Here is a 15,471-nt window from a genome sequence, read left to right as displayed (position 1 = left end):
CGGGCGGACGATGTCCGCCCGGCACGACCCCGGTCCACCGCCCGGAAGGGAGGTCGTGCGCCCACCGGCGCCCGAGCCCATGTTCTTCTACATCATCCGCCGGCTCATCTCGGCCGTCGCCATGCTCTTCGTCATCACGCTGGCGACCTACCTGCTCTTCTTCGCCTCGCCGATCGACCCGGCGAGCCTGACCTGCTCGAAGAACTGCACCCCGGCCGTCATCGAGGGCAACCGGGTCAAGCTCGGCTACGACAAGCCGATCCCGGTGCAGTACGCGAACTTCCTCAAGGGCTTCGTCACCACCCGCTACTTCCCCGACGACCCGGAGCTGCGCAAGACGAACCCGCAGGCGGTGTTCGTCTGCGACGCCCCGTGCCTCGGCTACTCGGCGCTGCGCACCCAGGGCGTCACCGACATGGTCAAGACGGCCGCCCCGGCCACGGCGTCCATCGCCATCGCCGCCTTCGTCATGTGGATCGTCTTCGGCGTCGGCTTCGGCATCATCGCCGCCCTCAAACGGGGACGATGGCAGGACCGGCTGCTCGTCGGGGTGTCGCTCGTCGGCTACTCGCTGCCGACCTTCTTCATCGGCACCCTGCTCTACGTCTTCGTCTCGGTGCAGTGGGGGATCATCCCCATCTCGAACGTCGGGTACTTCCCGATCGGCGACAACGGGCCCATCGCCTGGGCCGTGGGCATCACCCTGCCCGCGCTGACCCTCGCCGCGGTCTACGCGGCGTCGTACGTGCGGCTCACCCGCGCCTACATGCTCGAGACCCTGTCCGAGGACTACATCCGCACCGCCCGCGCGAAGGGCGTCAAGGAACGCACGGTCATCCGCCGGCACGGCCTGCGCGCCGCGCTCACCCCGATCGTCACGGCCGCGGGCCTCGACCTCGGTGGTCTGCTCGGCGGCGCGATCATCTCCGAGCAGGTCTTCAACATCCAGGGTCTGGGCAAGATGGCCATCGTGGCGATCCAGCAGACCGACCTGCCCTCGACCGTGGGCGTCGTGCTCGTGGCCGCGTTCTTCATCGTCATCGCGAACCTCATCGTCGACGTCCTCTACGGCGTCATCGACCCGCGCGTGCGACTCGCCTGAGGAGGCACCCCGTGACCACCACCGCTCCCGCCGACCGGCGGGCCGACGCCCCGCGCGACGGCGACACGGCGTACCTGTCGCTGCGCGACGTCAAGGTGCACTTCCCGACCGACGACGGCCTGGTCAAGGCCGTCGACGGGCTGAGCTTCGACCTCGAGCGCGGCAAGACCATCGGCATCGTCGGCGAGTCCGGCTCCGGCAAGTCCGTGACGAGCCAGGCCATCCTCGGCCTGCACCGCCGCTCGCGGGCCAAGGCGTCGGGGCAGATCGTCCTCGACGGCGAGGACCTCATGACCGCCAAGGACGAGCGGCTGCGCCACCTGCGCGGCAGCAAGATGGCGATGATCTTCCAGGACCCGCTGTCGGCCCTGCACCCGTACTACACGGTGGGGTCGCAGATCGTCGAGGGCATCCTCGTGCACCACTCGGACATGGGGAAGTCGGCCGCCAAGAAGCGCGCCGTCGACCTGCTCGGCCGGGTCGGCATCCCCAGCCCCGGCCGACGCGTCGACCAGTACCCGCACGAGTTCTCCGGCGGCATGCGCCAGCGCGCGATGATCGCCATGGCCCTGGCCAACGACCCGTCGCTGCTCATCGCCGACGAGCCGACGACGGCGCTGGACGTCACCGTCCAGGCCCAGATCCTCGACCTCATGCGCGACCTGCAGCGCGAGTTCGGGTCGGCGATCATCATGATCACCCACGACCTCGGCGTCGTCGCCGAGATGGCCGACGACATCCTCGTCATGTACGGCGGCAAGGCGGTCGAGTACGGCTCGGTCGACGACGTCTTCTACCGACCGACCCACCCCTACGCGTGGGGCCTGCTCAGCTCGATGCCGCGGCTCGACCGCGACCGCAAGGGCCGCTTGGACCCCGTGCCCGGCAACCCGCCGTCGCTCATCAACGTGCCGAGCGGCTGCGCCTTCCACCCCCGGTGCGCGTTCCGGGACCAGGTGCCGGGCGACGCCTGCCGCAGCGAGGTCCCCGAGCTGCGCGAGACCACGCCCGGGCACCTCGACCGGTGCCACCTGACGGCGGAGCAGAAGGCCACGCTGTTCAACGAGAAGGTCAAGCCCCGCCTCTAGGGCTCACGGCCCGACGGAAGGACCCGCACCACCGTTATGAGCACCGATCTCAGCACGCAGGACAGCACGCCGCTGCTGCGGCTCACCGACCTGCAGAAGCACTTCCCGCAGTACAAGCAGACCCTCGTGCGCCGCCCCGACGCACCGGTCAAGGCCGTCGACGGCATCTCGCTCGAGCTGCGCGCCGGCGAGACCGTCGGCCTCGTCGGCGAGTCCGGCTGCGGCAAGTCCACGGCCGGCCGCACCATGCTGCGCCTGCTCGACCCGACCGGCGGCCGGATCGAGTTCGAGGGCCAGGACGTCACCTCGGTCGGCGGCAACGAGCTGCGGCTGCTGCGCCGGAAGATGCAGATGGTCTTCCAGGACCCCTACGGCTCGCTGAACCCGCGGCACACCGTCGGCTCGATCATCGCGGCCCCGTTCACCATCCAGGGCATCAAGCCCGAGAAGGGCGTGCGCCGGACGGTGCAGGAGCTGATGTCCCGCGTGGGCCTCAACCCCGAGCACTACAACCGCTACCCGCACGAGTTCTCCGGCGGCCAGCGGCAGCGCATCGGCGTGGCCCGGGCCATCGCCCTCGAGCCGCAGCTCGTCGTCTGCGACGAGCCGGTCTCCGCGCTCGACGTCTCGATCCAGGCCCAGGTCATCAACCTCCTCGAGGACATCCAGGAGGAGCGGGGGATCGCCTACGTCTTCATCGCCCACGACCTGTCGGTCGTGCGGCACATCTCCGACCGCGTCGTCGTCATGTACCTCGGCAAGATCATGGAGGAGGCCCCGCGCGACACCCTGTACGGCGCCCCGCAGCACCCCTACACGCACGCGCTGATGTCGGCCGTGCCGCTGCCCGACCCGGACGCCGGGGCGCAGCGCGAGCGGATCCTGCTCAAGGGCGACCTGCCCTCGCCGCAGAACCCGCCCAGCGGCTGCGTCTTCCGCACCCGCTGCCCCAAGGCGCAGGACAAGTGCGCCGCGGAGGTGCCGCTGCCGGTGGAGGTCGCGCCCGGCCACCGGGTCGCGTGCCACTTCCCCGAGGTGCGCCAGGTCATCTGAGCCCCCCGTGTCCCGGCTGCTGCTCGTCCACGCCCACCCCGACGACGAGACCCTCACCTGCGGGGTGACGATGGCCCACCACGTCGCCCGTGGCGACGAGGTGCACGTGCTCACCTGCACGCTGGGGGAGGAGGGCGAGGTCGTCCCGCGCCACCTCGCCCACCTGCAGGGCGCGCCGGGTGACCCGCTCGGCCCCTACCGCCGCGGCGAGCTGGCGCGGGCCCTCGCGGTCCTCGGGGTGACCTCGCACGTGCTCGGCGAGGACGACCGCGGGGCGACGTCGCGGTGGCGCGACAGCGGCATGGCCGGCACCTCCGCCGCGGACCACCCGCAGGCCTTCGCCGCCGCCCCGCTGCGCGAGGCGGCCACCGCCGTCGCGAGGGTGGTGGCGCGCCTGCGCCCCGACGTCCTCGTCACGTACGACGCCGGCGGTGGCTACGGCCACCCCGACCACGTCCGCACCCACGAGGCCACCCGCACCGCCGTCCTCGGGCTCCCGGCCCGGGACCGGCCGTCCCGCGTCTTCGAGATCCGCACCCCGCGCTCGTGGGCGCAGGAGGACCGGGCGTGGCTGCGCGAGCGGGTGCACCCCGGGCGGCACGGCGAGCCGCCCGGGCGGACCCTGCAGCTGCTGGACGACGCGGCGCCGTACCCCGTCGGGGTGGTCGACGACGCCATGGTGACCCACGAGGTGGTCGACCCCACCGCGGTGGCGCGGCAGGCCGCCGCGCTGCGCGAGCACGTCACCCAGCTGACCGTCCTCCAGACGCTCCCGGGGGACGGGCCGGTGGTGCCGTTCTACGCCCTCAGCAACGACGTCGCCGCCCGGCTGCCGGGCCGCGAGGGCTTCGCCCGGGTCGACCCCGCCACGTGGGCGCCGTGGCCGCTCGACCCCGCCCGGAGCGAGGGACACCGCTGGGGCAGACTGACGGGGTGACCGGCCCCACGAGCGACGAGCTCCGTCAGGCCATGGGCCGCTTCGTCACCGGCGTCACCGTCGTGACGACCCTCGCCGGCGGCCTCGACCACGCGATGACCGCCAACGCCGTCGTCTCCGTCTCGCTCGACCCGATGCTCGTGCTGCTGTGCGTCGAGCAGGAGGCGCGCTGGCACGACGCCGTGCTCGCCGCCGGCGTGTGGGGCGTGAGCATCCTCGGCGAGCAGGACCGGGCCACCGCGCAGTGGCTCGCCACCCGCGGCCGGCCGCTGCACGACCAGCTGGCCCGGGTCGACGTCGAGCGCGGACCGGTGACCGGGGTGGCGCTGCTGTCCGGCGCCCTGGCCACCCTCGAGTGCCGCACGCAGCAGGTCGTGCCCGCCGGCGACCACACCGTGCTGCTCGCCGAGGTGCTGCACGTCGGGCTGCCCGACCACACCGGCGACGCGCTGACCTTCTACCGCGGCCGGTTCGGTCACCTGTCCTGAGCGGGCGCGTCGACGTACGCGTAGGTGTGGTGGACGGTGAAGCCGAGCCGCTCGTAGAGCGCCCGCGCGGCCACGTTGCCGGCCTCGACCTGGAGGACCATCCCGGGCATCCCGTGCTCGCGGGCCAGGAGCGCCAGCGCGCCGAGGACCGCCGACCCGACGCCGGTCCGCCGGTGCTCGGGGTCGACCCACATCGCGTGCACGCCGGCCCAGCCGGGCTCGACCGACATCCGCGCGACGGCGACCGGGCGGCGCGGGTCACCCGCGGACGCGAAGAGCTGCCCGGCCGACCCGGTGAGGACCTGCTCGGTCACGCCGGGGACGAGGTCGCGCTGCCGCGCGTACGCCTGCAGCCAGTCCGTCGTCAGCCGGGCGTCGACGGTCACCGGGGGAGCGGCGGGCGGGTCCGGGGGCGGCGGGACGTCGGCGCTCGCCCCGACCATCGTCAGCGTCGGCTGGTGGGCCACGTGCCCCCGGGACAGCAGCTCGGCGCCGACCGGGACGGCGGCCACGGCCTCGGTGAGCGACGGGGTGCCGCCGAGCCCGCGCGGCAGGTCGACGTGCACCCGCAGCGGCAGCCCGCGCTGCGCGTACCAGCGGGTCGCGTGGTCGACCGCCAGCGGCAGGGGCAGGGTCGGGTCGCCGTACGGGAGCAGGGAGTTGCCGCGGCCGGTGAAGCCGGACGAGGCCCGCAGGACCCAGTCGCCGAGGCCGTCGGTCTCGACCGCGGGCCAGCCCCGGGCCATCACCCGCTCGAGCTCGCCGACCCCGATCGGGGAGGGTCGGGCGGGCACTGGGCGGGGTGGGGCCTCGTCGGGGGACATCGGTCGGCATACTAGGGCCCATGACCTACGTCATCGCCCTCCCCTGCGTGGACCTCAAGGACAAGGCCTGCATCGAGGAGTGCCCCGTCGACTGCATCTACGAGGGTGAGCGCTCGCTCTACATCCACCCGGACGAGTGCGTCGACTGCGGCGCCTGCGAGCCGGTGTGCCCCGTCGAGGCGATCTACTACGAGGACGACGTCCCCGAGGAGTGGGCCGACTACTACAAGGCCAACGTCGAGTTCTTCGACGACCTCGGCAGCCCCGGCGGCGCGGCCAAGCTCGGCGTCATCGCCAAGGACCACCCGCTGGTCTCCGCGCTGCCCCCGCAGTCGCACGACGAGTGACGAGGTCGCTGCCCGACTTCCCCTGGGACTCGCTGGCGCCGTACAAGCGCACGGCGCAGCAGCACGAGGGCGGGATCGTCGACCTGTCGGTCGGCACCCCGGTCGACCCGACGCCCGTGGTCGTGCAGGCCGCGCTCGCCGCCGCCGCCGACTCGCCGGGCTACCCGCTGACCGCGGGCACCCCGGCGCTGCGCGAGGCCGTGGTGCGCTGGTTCGCCCGCCGCCGCGGCGTGACCGGACTCGACCCCGCCGGCGTCCTGCCCACCGTCGGCTCCAAGGAGCTCGTCGCCTGGCTGCCGACGCTGCTGGGGCTCGGACCCGGTGACCGGGTCGGCATCCCGGCCGTCGCCTACCCGACGTACGACGTCGGTGCGCGCCTCGCGGGCGCGGACCCGGTCGTCGTCGACGGCCTCACCGCGCTCGGCCCGCTCACCACCGCGACGGCGCCGAAGCTGTTGTGGCTCAACAGCCCCGGCAACCCGACCGGCGCCGTGCTCGGGGTCGAGCACCTGGCCAAGGTCGTCGCCTGGGCCCGCCGCCACGACGTCGTCGTCGCCTCCGACGAGTGCTACGCCGAGCTCGTCTTCGACGGCCCGCACGCCCCCGGACCGGCGCCGAGCATCCTCGACCCGCGGGTCTGCGGCGGCGACCACCGCGGCCTGCTCGCGGTCTACTCGCTCTCCAAGCAGAGCAACCTCGCGGGCTACCGCGCGTCGTTCGTCGCCGGCGACCCGGCCCTCGTGGCGCGGCTGCTCGAGGTCCGCAAGCACGCCGGGATGATCGTCCCCGGCCCGGTGCAGGCCGCGACCGTCGCCGCCCTCGACGACGACGCCCACGTCGTGGCGCAGCGCGAGCGGTACGCCGCGAGGCGGGCCGTCCTGCGCCCGGCGCTCGAGCGGGCCGGTTTCGAGGTCGCGGCGACCGGCGCCGGGCTCTACCTGTGGTCGACCCGCGACGAGCCGGCGCTGGACAGCGTCGCGCGGCTCGCCGACCGCGGGATCCTCGTGGCCCCCGGCAGCTTCTACGGTGCGGCGGGGGAGCGGCACGTCCGGGTGGCGCTGACCGCCACCGACGAGCGGATCGCCGCGGCGGCCGACCGGCTCTGACCCGCCGACGACCCGGGCTGTGACCCTCTTCGCACGGTGAGCGGCCCGCGCCCCGGGGGCCCGGTCCGCTGGGGTAGCGTCGGCAGCATGACGACGCAGACCTCCGAGGCCAGCCTGAGCCTGGCCGACAAGAACCTCACGCTGCCCCGGGTGGCCGCGACCGACGGGAGCGACGCGCTGGGGGTCTCCTCGCTGCTCAAGGAGACCGGGATGGTCACCTACGACGCCGGCTTCGTCAACACCGCGTCGTGCAAGAGCGCGATCACCTACATCGACGGCGACGCCGGCATCCTGCGCTACCGGGGCTACCCGATCGAGCAGCTGGCCGAGAAGTCGTCGTACCTCGAGGTGTCCTACCTGCTCATCTACGGCGAGCTCCCGACGGCCACCGAGCTGGCCGCCTTCGAGGACCGCATCCGCCGCCACACGATGCTGCACGAGGACCTCAAGGCCTTCTTCAACGGCTTCCCGCGCGACGCGCACCCGATGCCCGTCCTGTCCTCCGCGGTGTCCGCGCTGTCGACCTTCTACCAGGACAGCCTCGACATCCACGACCAGGAGCAGATCGACCTCTCCACGGTCCGCCTGCTGGCCAAGCTGCCGACGATCGCCGCCTACGCGCACAAGAAGAGCGTGGGCCAGCCGTTCCTCTACCCGGACAACTCGCTGAGCCTCACCGAGAACTTCCTGCGGATGTCGTTCGGCTTCCCGGCCGAGCCCTACGAGCTCGACCCGACGATCGTCAAGGCGCTCGACCTGCTGCTCATCCTGCACGCCGACCACGAGCAGAACTGCTCGACCTCGACCGTGCGCCTCGTCGGCTCCTCGCAGGCGAACCTCTACGCCTCGGTCTCCTCCGGCATCCACGCCCTGTCCGGCCCGCTGCACGGCGGCGCCAACCAGGCCGTGCTGGAGATGCTCGGCCGCATCCAGAACGCCGACTACGACGTCAAGACGTTCATGGACAAGGTGAAGAACAAGGAGGACGGCGTCCGCCTCATGGGCTTCGGCCACCGGGTCTACAAGAACTACGACCCGCGCGCGGCGATCATCAAGAAGACGGCCGACGAGATCATCGCCAAGCTCGGCGGCGACGACGAGATGCTCGACATCGCCAAGGGGCTCGAGGAGATCGCGCTCAACGACGACTACTTCATCGAGCGCAAGCTCTACCCGAACGTCGACTTCTACACCGGCCTCATCTACAAGGCCATGGGCTTCCCGACCAAGATGTTCACCGTCCTCTTCGCCCTCGGCCGCGCGCCGGGCTGGATCGCGCAGTGGCGCGAGATGATGGAGGACCCGGAGACCAAGATCGGTCGCCCGCGCCAGGTCTACGTCGGCGCCACCGAGCGCGACTACCAGGAGATCGGCTCCCGCTGAGCTCCCGGCCGGGGCGGACTCAGGTCGTGCGCAGCACGACGGTCGTCGCCCCGGCCGCCCCGCCCGCGCTCCACGCGAGCGCGTCGTCGCCGGTGCCGCGCGCCCAGCGCTGCCCGGCCACCTCGACGGCCGTCAGGCCGTAGCCGTCGGCGTTGGCGACGGCCCACTGCGCCATCGCCCAGGCGCGCGCGCCGTCGCCGGCCGTCAGGGTCAGCGTCGAGCCGGACCGCTGGGCCCCGGCGCCGACCCCGGAGCCGAACTGGGCGTCGAGCCCGGCGGTCACCGCGCCGAGGTCCCCGCTGCGGGCGACGTCGGCGAGCCGGCAGCCGAACCCCGCGGGGGACTGCCCGGTGAGGGTGCTGGCGAGCACCCGGCCCTGCCCCTCGTGGTCGGCGTACGCCTCCGGGTAGCCGCTGCGCTGCACCGCCTGCGCGACCTTCGTGACGTCACCGGTGCTCCACCCGGGGACCTTGACCAGGGCGTCGTAGAACGCGTTGGTGGCGTGCACGGGGTCGAGGATCTGCTCGGCCGTGCCCCAGCCCTGGCTGGGACGCTGCTGGAACAGCCCGAGCGAGTCGCGGTCGCCGTACGTGAGGTTGCGCAGCTTGCTCTCCTGCAGCGCGGTGGCGAGGGCGATGGTGGCCGCCCGCGGCGGCAGCCCGCGCCGCACCGCCACCGCCGAGATGAGCGCGGCGTTGGCCGACTGCTCCGGGGTGAAGGTGAACGACGTCCCGGAGGCGGTGGCCCGGCAGGTGGGGCTGAACAGCGCGCGCTGCGCGGCCCGGTACGCCGTCCAGCCGCCCACGACGAGCGCGACGACGACCGCGGCGAGGACGCCGCGGCCGACCCACCGCCACGGGCTGCGGCGCCGCTCAGGTGTTGGCATGCAGCGCGGCGTTGAGCGTGATGCCGTGACCCGAGCGGTCCCGGGCCTCGACGGCCCCCGTCACCGAGTTGCGCAGGAAGAGCAGGTTGCTGCGCCCGGACAGCTCGAGCGCCTTGACGACGGTGCCGTCCGGCAGCGTGACCTTCGTGCCCGCCGTGAGGTAGAGGCCCGCCTCGACGACGCAGTCGTCGCCGAGGGCGATGCCGAGACCGGCCTGCGCCCCGAGCAGGCAGCGCTCGCCGATGCTCACCCGCTGGGTGCCGCCGCCCGAGAGCGTGCCCATGATCGAGGAGCCGCCGCCGATGTCGGAGCCGTCGCCGACGACGACGCCCTGGACGATGCGGCCCTCGACCATCGAGGTGCCGAGCGTGCCGGCGTTGAAGTTGACGAAGCCCTCGTGCATGACCGTCGTGCCCTCGGCGAGGTGGGCGCCGAGCCGGACCCGGTCCGCGTCGGCGATGCGCACGCCCGAGGGCAGCACGTAGTCGGTCATCCGCGGGAACTTGTCGACGCCGAACACCTGGACGGGGCCGCGCCGCCGCAGCCGGGTCCGGGTCGCCTCGAAGCCGTCGGGGGAGCAGGGGCCGTGGCTGGTCCACACGACGTTGGCGAGGACACCGAAGAGGCCGTCGAGGTTGAGCGTGTTGGGCCGGACGAGCCGGTGCGAGAGCAGGTGCAGGCGCAGGTAGCCGTCGGCCGCGCCGGCCGGGGGCTGGTCGAGGTCGGCGACGACGAGCACTGCGCGGACCTCGACGCCCCGGTCGGCGTCGACGGTCTCGAGGGCGCGCAGCTCGGCGGGCACCGGGCGCGCCGTGTCGACCTCGTCGCCGAGGCGCGGCTCGGGGAACCACACGTCGAGGACGGTGCCGTCCCCGGTGACGGTGGCGAGGCCGTAGCCCCACGCGCGGCGGGTCGGGTCGGTGGCCTCGCTCATGCGGACCAGCCTATATAGCCTTCCCGCATGCCCTCCCCGACCGCGCCGAGCGCGTCGAGCCCCCCGGCCACCCTCGACCTCACGGCCGACGTCGTCACCCTCACGGCCGCGGTCTGCGACCTCGCCTCGGTCAGCCACGAGGAGGGACCGCTCGCGGACGCCGTCGAGGCGGCCCTGCGGCCGCTCACGCACCTCACGGTGACCCGGCACGGCAACACCGTCGTCGCGCGCACGGACCTCGGGCGCGCCGAGCGGGTGCTGCTCGCCGGCCACCTCGACACCGTGCCGCTCACCGACCCGCCCAACCTGCCGACGACCCGGCGCGGGGAGGGGGCGCACGAGGTGCTCGTCGGGCGCGGCAGCGTCGACATGAAGGGCGGCGTCGCCGTCCAGCTGCGCCTCGCCCACGACCTCGTCGAGCCCAACCGCGACGTCACCTACGTCCTCTACGAGGCCGAGGAGGTCGACGGCGAGTTCAACGGCCTGGCCCACCTCGCCGCCGACGACCCGGCCGTGCTGGCCGCCGACTTCGCCGTCCTGCTCGAGCCCACCGACGGCGCCGTCGAGGGCGGCTGCAAGGGGACGCTGCGCGTCGACGTCGAGGTGCCGGGCGTCGCCGCCCACTCGGCGCGACCGTGGAACGGGGACAACGCCATCCACGGCGCCGCGGCCGTCCTCGGCCGGCTCGTCGCGTACGACGCCCGCACCGTCCACGTCGACGGCCTCGACTACCACGAGGCGCTGCAGGCGGTCGGGATCACCGGCGGCATCGCCGGCAACGTCATCCCGGACCGCTGCACCGTGACGGTCAACTACCGCTACGCGCCGGACAAGAGCCCGGAGCAGGCCGCCGCGCACGTCGTCGAGGTCTTCGACGGGTTCGCGGTCACGGTACGCGACAACGCCCCCGGCGCCCGGCCCGGTCTCGACCGGCCCGCCGCGCAGGCCTTCGTCGAGGCCCTCGGGGTCCCGGTCGGCCCCAAGGAGGGGTGGACCGACGTGGCCCGGTTCAGCGCGCTCGACGTCCCCGCGGTCAACTTCGGCCCCGGCGACCCCAACCTCGCCCACACCGACGACGAGCACTGCCCGGTGCACCAGTACGTCGACGCCGAGGCGGCCCTGCGGCGGTGGCTGGCGTGAGCGACCACGAGCAGGACCCGCACGACGAGCGCCGGACGGGCCCGGTGCTGCGCCGGGGCCACATGGTCCCGCCGACGACGACCGACCAGCGGCTGCTCGACAGCGACCAGGAGGCCGACTGGCTGCACACCGACCCGTGGCGGGTGCTGCGCATCCAGGCCGAGTTCGTCGAGGGCTTCGGCGCGCTGGCCGAGCTGGGCCCGGCCGTCAGCGTCTTCGGCTCCGCCCGCACGAGGCCCGACGACCCGGCGTACGGGATGGGGGTGGAGGTGGGCCGGCTGCTGGCCGAGGCCGGCTTCGCCGTCATCACCGGCGGTGGGCCGGGCGCCATGGAGGCGGCCAACCTCGGTGCCCAGCGCGCGGGCGGCCGCTCGGTGGGCCTCGGCATCGAGCTGCCCTTCGAGTCGGGCCTCAACCGGTACGTCGAGCTCGGGGTCAACTTCCGCTACTTCTTCGCCCGCAAGACGATGTTCGTCAAGTACGCGCAGGGCTACATCGTCCTGCCCGGCGGGTTCGGCACCCTCGACGAGCTGTTCGAGGCGCTCACCCTCGCCCAGACGCGCAAGATCACCTCGTTCCCCGTCGTCCTGCTCGGCGTCGACTACTGGTCGGGGCTGCTGGACTGGCTCGGGTCGACCGCGCTCGAGCGCGGGACGATCTCACCGGCGGACCTCGAGCGGGTGCAGCTGACGGACGACCCCGCGGAGGCGGTGGCCGTCGTCGTCGCCAGCCGCTCCGAGGACCCCACAGCGGGGCGTGGGAGCATCGGCGCGTGACCTGGTTCGTCGCGGCGCTCGTCGTCGTCCTCGTCGTGCTGACCACCGCCGCGGTGCTCGGCCGGGTCGACGGGTCGCTGGCCGAGCCCACCTCGACGCTGGCCCACGAGCCGCTGCCCGACGGGCCGCTGCGGGCCCGTGACCTCGAGGACCTGCGCTTCGACACCGGGTTGCGGGGGTACCGCATGGCCCAGGTCGACCGGGTGCTGGACCGGCTGCGCCGCGAGGTCGAGGACCTGCAGGACGAGGTGGGTCGCCTGCGCGCCGAGGCCCGGCCCGACCCCACCACCGAGGAGGACTGAGCGTGGCCGCCGTCGTGCGCCGTACCGTCGACGCCCCCGTGGACCGGGTGTGGGCGACCGTCACCGACTTCGCCGGGTACGGGCGGTGGATCCCGCTGACCCGGATGCGCACCGACCCGGGGGAGCCCCGGGTCGGCTGGCAGTTCGGCGGGTTCACCGGTCTCGGCCCGGTCGGCTTCCTCGACAGCATGCTCGTCACCGTCTGGGAGCCGCCGGCCGACGGCGTCTCCCGGGCGACCTTCTCGGTGCGCAAGACCGGCTACGTCCTCGCCGGCTGGGCCGACGTGGTCCTCGAGCCGCGCGACGCCGGCACCCGCACCCAGCTGACCTGGACCGAGGAGATCGTCCCGCGGCCGGTGGCGGTCGGCCGCCTGCTCGCCGCGGTCGCCGACCCGCTGACCGAGCGGCTGTTCGGGCGGGCCGTCGACGCCATGGCCGCCGAGGCCGCGCAGGCGGGGCGGCCGGCCTGATGGAGGACGACGGCGTCGCCCTCGGCGCCGACGGCGTGCCACGGTGCGCCTGGGCGCTGTCGGCACCGGACTACGTCGCCTACCACGACGACGAGTGGGGCCGGCCGGTGCACGGGGAGGCCGCGCTCTACGAGCGGCTCACCCTCGAGGCGTTCCAGTCCGGGCTGTCCTGGCTGACCATCCTGCGCAAGCGGCCCGCCTTCCGGGCCGCGTTCGCCGGCTTCGACCCGGAGGTGGTCGCCGCCTTCGGACCGGCGGACCGCGAGCGGCTGATGGCGGACGCCGGCATCGTGCGCAACGCGCGCAAGGTCGACGCGGCGATCGCCAACGCCGCCGCCGTGGTCCGCCTGCGCGACGAAGGAGGCCTCGACGCCCTCCTCTGGTCCTTCGCGCCGGTCGACCACGCCCGCCCGCAGCGGTGGGCCGACGTCCCGGCCACGACCCCCGGGTCGGTCGCCCTCGCGCGGGCCCTCAAGGCGCACGGTCTCGTCTTCGTCGGCCCGACGACGGCGTACGCCGCCATGCAGGCCTGCGGGCTGGTCGACGACCACCTCGCCGGGTGCCACCGGGCGGTCGCGTGAGCCGGACGACGACCGCGTCGCGGCTCGGGCGCTTCGTCCCGCTGGTGGTCCTGGTCTACCTGGCCTGCCGGCTGGTCACCGCGGTCGTGCTGTCCGTCGTCGCCGAGCGGCAGGTGCCGACCGGCTGGAACGGCGACCCCGTCCCCGCCCACGTCGGCTACTGGTCCTTCACCACCCAGTGGGACGGACAGTGGTACCAGCAGATCGCCGAGCAGGGCTACCCCCGGGTGCTGCCGACCGACGGGCTCGGGGTGGTCCAGCAGAACGCCTGGGCTTTCTACCCCCTCTTCCCGCTGCTGGCGCGCTTCGCCATGGAGCTCAGCGGCGCCTCCTTCGCCGTCGCGGGGGCGGTGGTCGCGACCGTGCTCGGGGTGGTGGCGGCGGCGGCCCTGGCCGTGCTCCTGCGCGAGCGGCTGGGGCCGCTCGCGGCGCTGCTCACCGTCGCGGTGTGGGCCTGCGGCCCGGCCACGGCGACGCTGCAGGTGGCCTACACCGAGTCGGCGGCGATGGCGCTGCTCGCGCTCGTCCTGCTCGCCCTCAGCCGCGAGCGCTGGTGGTGGGCGGCGCTGCTCGCGGTCCTGCTGGGGCTGACCCGGCCCATCGCGGTGCCGCTCGGCGTCGTCGTGCTCGTGGCCCTGTGGGTGCGCTGGCGGCGGCGGGACCGCGACCCGGTCACCCGGTCGGAGGCGCTCGGCGGGCTGGGCGCGCTGGTCGCGTGCGGGGTGGCCGGCTTCCTGTGGCCGGCGCTGGCCTGGTGGGTCACCGGCCGCCGTGACGCCTACGAGCAGACCATGGGGTCCTGGCGGTCCGGCCACGAGATCGTCCCTCTGCGGCCGTGGTTGGACATCTCGCGGTACGTCGCGGGGGAGACGTGGGGCCCGGTGTGGCTCACCGTCCTCGTCGTCCTCGTCCTCGTCATGACCCTCGGGCCGTGGGCGACCCGGCTCGGCCCGCAGCTGCGGGCGTGGTCGCTCGCCTACCCGGGCTACCTGTTCGTCGTCCTCGACCCGTTCACGTCGGTCTTCCGCTACCTCATCCCGCTCTTCCCGCTCTGCGCGGTGCTGCTCGGCGTGGCCGGCCCGCGCCGACACCGGGGCTGGACGTGGGCGCGGGCCGTCGTGCTCGTCGTCGCCGGGGTCGTCGCCCAGTGGTACTGGGTCGACGTGCTGTGGCGCTTCGTCCCGCCGACCGACTACCCGCCGTAGAAGACCGGCTTCTCCTTGGCCAGGAACGCCTCGACGGCCCGCTCGTGGTCCGCGCTGCGCCCGGTGAGGTCCATCAGCCGGGCCTCGTGGGCCAGCGAGTCGGCGAGCGGGTGCGCCGCGCTGTAGGCGACGGCGCGGCGGATCGAGCCGTAGGCCAAGGTCGGGCCGGCGGCCAGCCGCGCGGCGACCTCGTGCACCCGGGCGGCCAGGTCGGCGGCGGGGACGACCTCGGTGACGAGCCCGAGCTCGAGGCACTCGCCCGCGCTCAGCGTCCGGGGGAGCAGCAGCAGCTCCTTGGCCTTCGCGGTGCCGAGCAGCCGCGGCAGGTACCACGAGGCGCCGCTGTCGCAGGAGAGCCCGATCGCGGCGAACGCGGTGTTGAGGCCGGCGGTGTCGGCGGCGTAGCGCAGGTCGGCGGCGAGGGCGAACGACGCGGCCGCCCCGGCGGCGACGCCGTTGAGCGCGGCGACGACCGGCTTGTCCATCGTCGCCAGCAGCGTGGTGATGGGGTTGTAGTGCTGCAGGACGGTGTCGCCCAGCCGCTGCCCCGAGCGCAGCTCGGCGACGTGCTCCTTGAGGTCCTGCCCGACCCCGAAGGCGCGGCCCTCCCCGGTGAGGACGACGCAGCGCACGGCCGGGTCCTCCGCCGCCGCGGTGAGCTCCGCCAGCAGGGCGGTCTTCAGCGCGTGGTCGAAGGCGTTCATCGCGTCGGGCCGGGCGAGGGTCAGCGTCGTCACGCCGTCGGCGTGCTCGGTGCGCAGCGGGGTGTCGGTCACGGGACCCATCGTGCCGCAGGCGATTTCCGTCCGTGCGCTCCGCTGCGTGATAATGGTCTCCTGCCCTGGCGGG

18 protein-coding genes are annotated in these 15,471 nt (G+C 73.9%); 14 read left to right on the top strand and 4 right to left on the bottom strand.

Going from position 1 to position 15,471, the window contains the following annotated elements:
* The first annotated feature begins 55 nt into the window (after positions 1-55).
* From FB458_RS21745 to FB458_RS02180, 5 genes are read left to right on the top strand one after another with little or no spacing between them, the layout of a single operon-like run.
* Positions 56-1,102, top strand: coding sequence for an ABC transporter permease (locus FB458_RS21745; protein ID WP_246061024.1), 1,047 nt, complete (start codon positions 56-58; stop codon positions 1,100-1,102).
* A gap of 11 nt (positions 1,103-1,113) precedes the next feature.
* A complete protein-coding gene (locus FB458_RS21740) occupies positions 1,114-2,190 on the top strand; it encodes an ABC transporter ATP-binding protein (RefSeq protein WP_141846370.1) in 1,077 nt (358 codons plus the stop codon).
* Positions 2,191-2,226: 36 nt separating this feature from the next.
* The gene (locus FB458_RS02190; RefSeq protein WP_141846368.1) at positions 2,227-3,243 is read left to right on the top strand and encodes an ABC transporter ATP-binding protein; all 1,017 of its coding nucleotides are present in this window, start codon (positions 2,227-2,229) and stop codon (positions 3,241-3,243) included.
* 7 nt (positions 3,244-3,250) lie between these two features.
* Positions 3,251-4,180, top strand: coding sequence for an N-acetyl-1-D-myo-inositol-2-amino-2-deoxy-alpha-D-glucopyranoside deacetylase (gene mshB, locus FB458_RS02185; RefSeq protein WP_141846366.1), 930 nt, complete (start codon positions 3,251-3,253; stop codon positions 4,178-4,180).
* Positions 4,177-4,668, top strand: coding sequence for a flavin reductase family protein (locus FB458_RS02180; RefSeq protein ID WP_246061023.1), 492 nt, complete (start codon positions 4,177-4,179; stop codon positions 4,666-4,668). Before mshB ends, FB458_RS02180 begins: the two co-directional genes overlap by 4 nt.
* Here FB458_RS02180 and FB458_RS02175 read toward each other — a convergent pair.
* Positions 4,656-5,492: a GNAT family N-acetyltransferase gene (locus FB458_RS02175; RefSeq protein ID WP_141846364.1), complete on the bottom strand. Its 837-nt coding sequence runs from the start codon at positions 5,490-5,492 to the stop codon at positions 4,656-4,658. The genes FB458_RS02180 and FB458_RS02175 overlap by 13 nt on opposite strands.
* Positions 5,493-5,512: 20 nt before the next feature.
* On the opposite strand from FB458_RS02175, the gene fdxA reads away from it, so the two are divergent.
* The 3 genes from fdxA (at position 5,513) to FB458_RS02160 (ending at position 8,328) form a co-directional block, all read left to right on the top strand.
* A complete protein-coding gene (gene fdxA, locus FB458_RS02170; RefSeq protein ID WP_141846362.1) occupies positions 5,513-5,839 on the top strand; it encodes a ferredoxin in 327 nt (108 codons plus the stop codon).
* On the top strand, positions 5,836-6,945 hold the full coding sequence (gene dapC / locus FB458_RS02165; RefSeq protein WP_141846360.1) for a succinyldiaminopimelate transaminase: 1,110 nt from the start codon (positions 5,836-5,838) through the stop codon (positions 6,943-6,945). The genes fdxA and dapC overlap by 4 nt, the downstream gene beginning before the upstream one ends.
* A gap of 87 nt (positions 6,946-7,032) precedes the next feature.
* Complete coding sequence (locus tag FB458_RS02160) at positions 7,033-8,328, top strand: citrate synthase (RefSeq protein WP_141846358.1); 1,296 nt, start codon at positions 7,033-7,035, stop codon at positions 8,326-8,328.
* Between the two features lie 19 nt (positions 8,329-8,347).
* Here FB458_RS02160 and FB458_RS02155 read toward each other — a convergent pair whose 3' ends face one another.
* Positions 8,348-9,214: a hypothetical protein gene (locus tag FB458_RS02155; protein WP_170185544.1), complete on the bottom strand. Its 867-nt coding sequence runs from the start codon at positions 9,212-9,214 to the stop codon at positions 8,348-8,350.
* Positions 9,201-10,148, bottom strand: coding sequence for a 2,3,4,5-tetrahydropyridine-2,6-dicarboxylate N-succinyltransferase (gene dapD / locus FB458_RS02150; RefSeq protein ID WP_141846356.1), 948 nt, complete (start codon positions 10,146-10,148; stop codon positions 9,201-9,203). The genes FB458_RS02155 and dapD overlap by 14 nt, the downstream gene beginning before the upstream one ends.
* A gap of 27 nt (positions 10,149-10,175) precedes the next feature.
* On the opposite strand from dapD, the gene dapE reads away from it, so the two are divergent.
* The 6 genes from dapE to FB458_RS02120 all read left to right on the top strand — a co-directional run bounded on the left by dapE (position 10,176) and on the right by FB458_RS02120 (position 14,622).
* Positions 10,176-11,288, top strand: a complete 1,113-nt coding sequence (dapE, locus tag FB458_RS02145; RefSeq protein WP_141846354.1) for a succinyl-diaminopimelate desuccinylase — start codon at positions 10,176-10,178, stop codon at positions 11,286-11,288.
* A 62-nt stretch (positions 11,289-11,350) separates the two neighbouring features.
* A complete protein-coding gene (locus FB458_RS02140; RefSeq protein ID WP_211356133.1) occupies positions 11,351-12,064 on the top strand; it encodes an LOG family protein in 714 nt (237 codons plus the stop codon).
* Positions 12,061-12,366: a DivIVA domain-containing protein gene (locus tag FB458_RS02135; RefSeq protein WP_141846352.1), complete on the top strand. Its 306-nt coding sequence runs from the start codon at positions 12,061-12,063 to the stop codon at positions 12,364-12,366. The genes FB458_RS02140 and FB458_RS02135 overlap by 4 nt, the downstream gene beginning before the upstream one ends.
* A 2-nt stretch (positions 12,367-12,368) precedes the next feature.
* Positions 12,369-12,836, top strand: coding sequence for an SRPBCC family protein (locus tag FB458_RS02130; protein ID WP_170185543.1), 468 nt, complete (start codon positions 12,369-12,371; stop codon positions 12,834-12,836).
* Complete coding sequence (locus tag FB458_RS02125) at positions 12,836-13,417, top strand: DNA-3-methyladenine glycosylase I (protein WP_141846348.1); 582 nt, start codon at positions 12,836-12,838, stop codon at positions 13,415-13,417. The genes FB458_RS02130 and FB458_RS02125 overlap by 1 nt, the downstream gene beginning before the upstream one ends.
* Positions 13,414-14,622, top strand: coding sequence for a glycosyltransferase family 39 protein (locus FB458_RS02120; protein WP_141846346.1), 1,209 nt, complete (start codon positions 13,414-13,416; stop codon positions 14,620-14,622). The genes FB458_RS02125 and FB458_RS02120 overlap by 4 nt, the downstream gene beginning before the upstream one ends.
* Here the strand turns inward: FB458_RS02120 and FB458_RS02115 are convergent.
* Complete coding sequence (locus tag FB458_RS02115) at positions 14,610-15,407, bottom strand: enoyl-CoA hydratase-related protein (protein WP_211355903.1); 798 nt, start codon at positions 15,405-15,407, stop codon at positions 14,610-14,612. The genes FB458_RS02120 and FB458_RS02115 overlap by 13 nt on opposite strands.
* Between the last annotated feature and the right edge of the window lie 64 nt (positions 15,408-15,471).

This window comes from Lapillicoccus jejuensis, from assembly GCF_006715055.1.
GTDB classification, from domain to species: domain Bacteria; phylum Actinomycetota; class Actinomycetes; order Actinomycetales; family Dermatophilaceae; genus Lapillicoccus; species Lapillicoccus jejuensis.
Note: the sequence above shows the minus strand (reverse complement) of the source record. Positions and strands in the feature narration are given on the sequence as shown.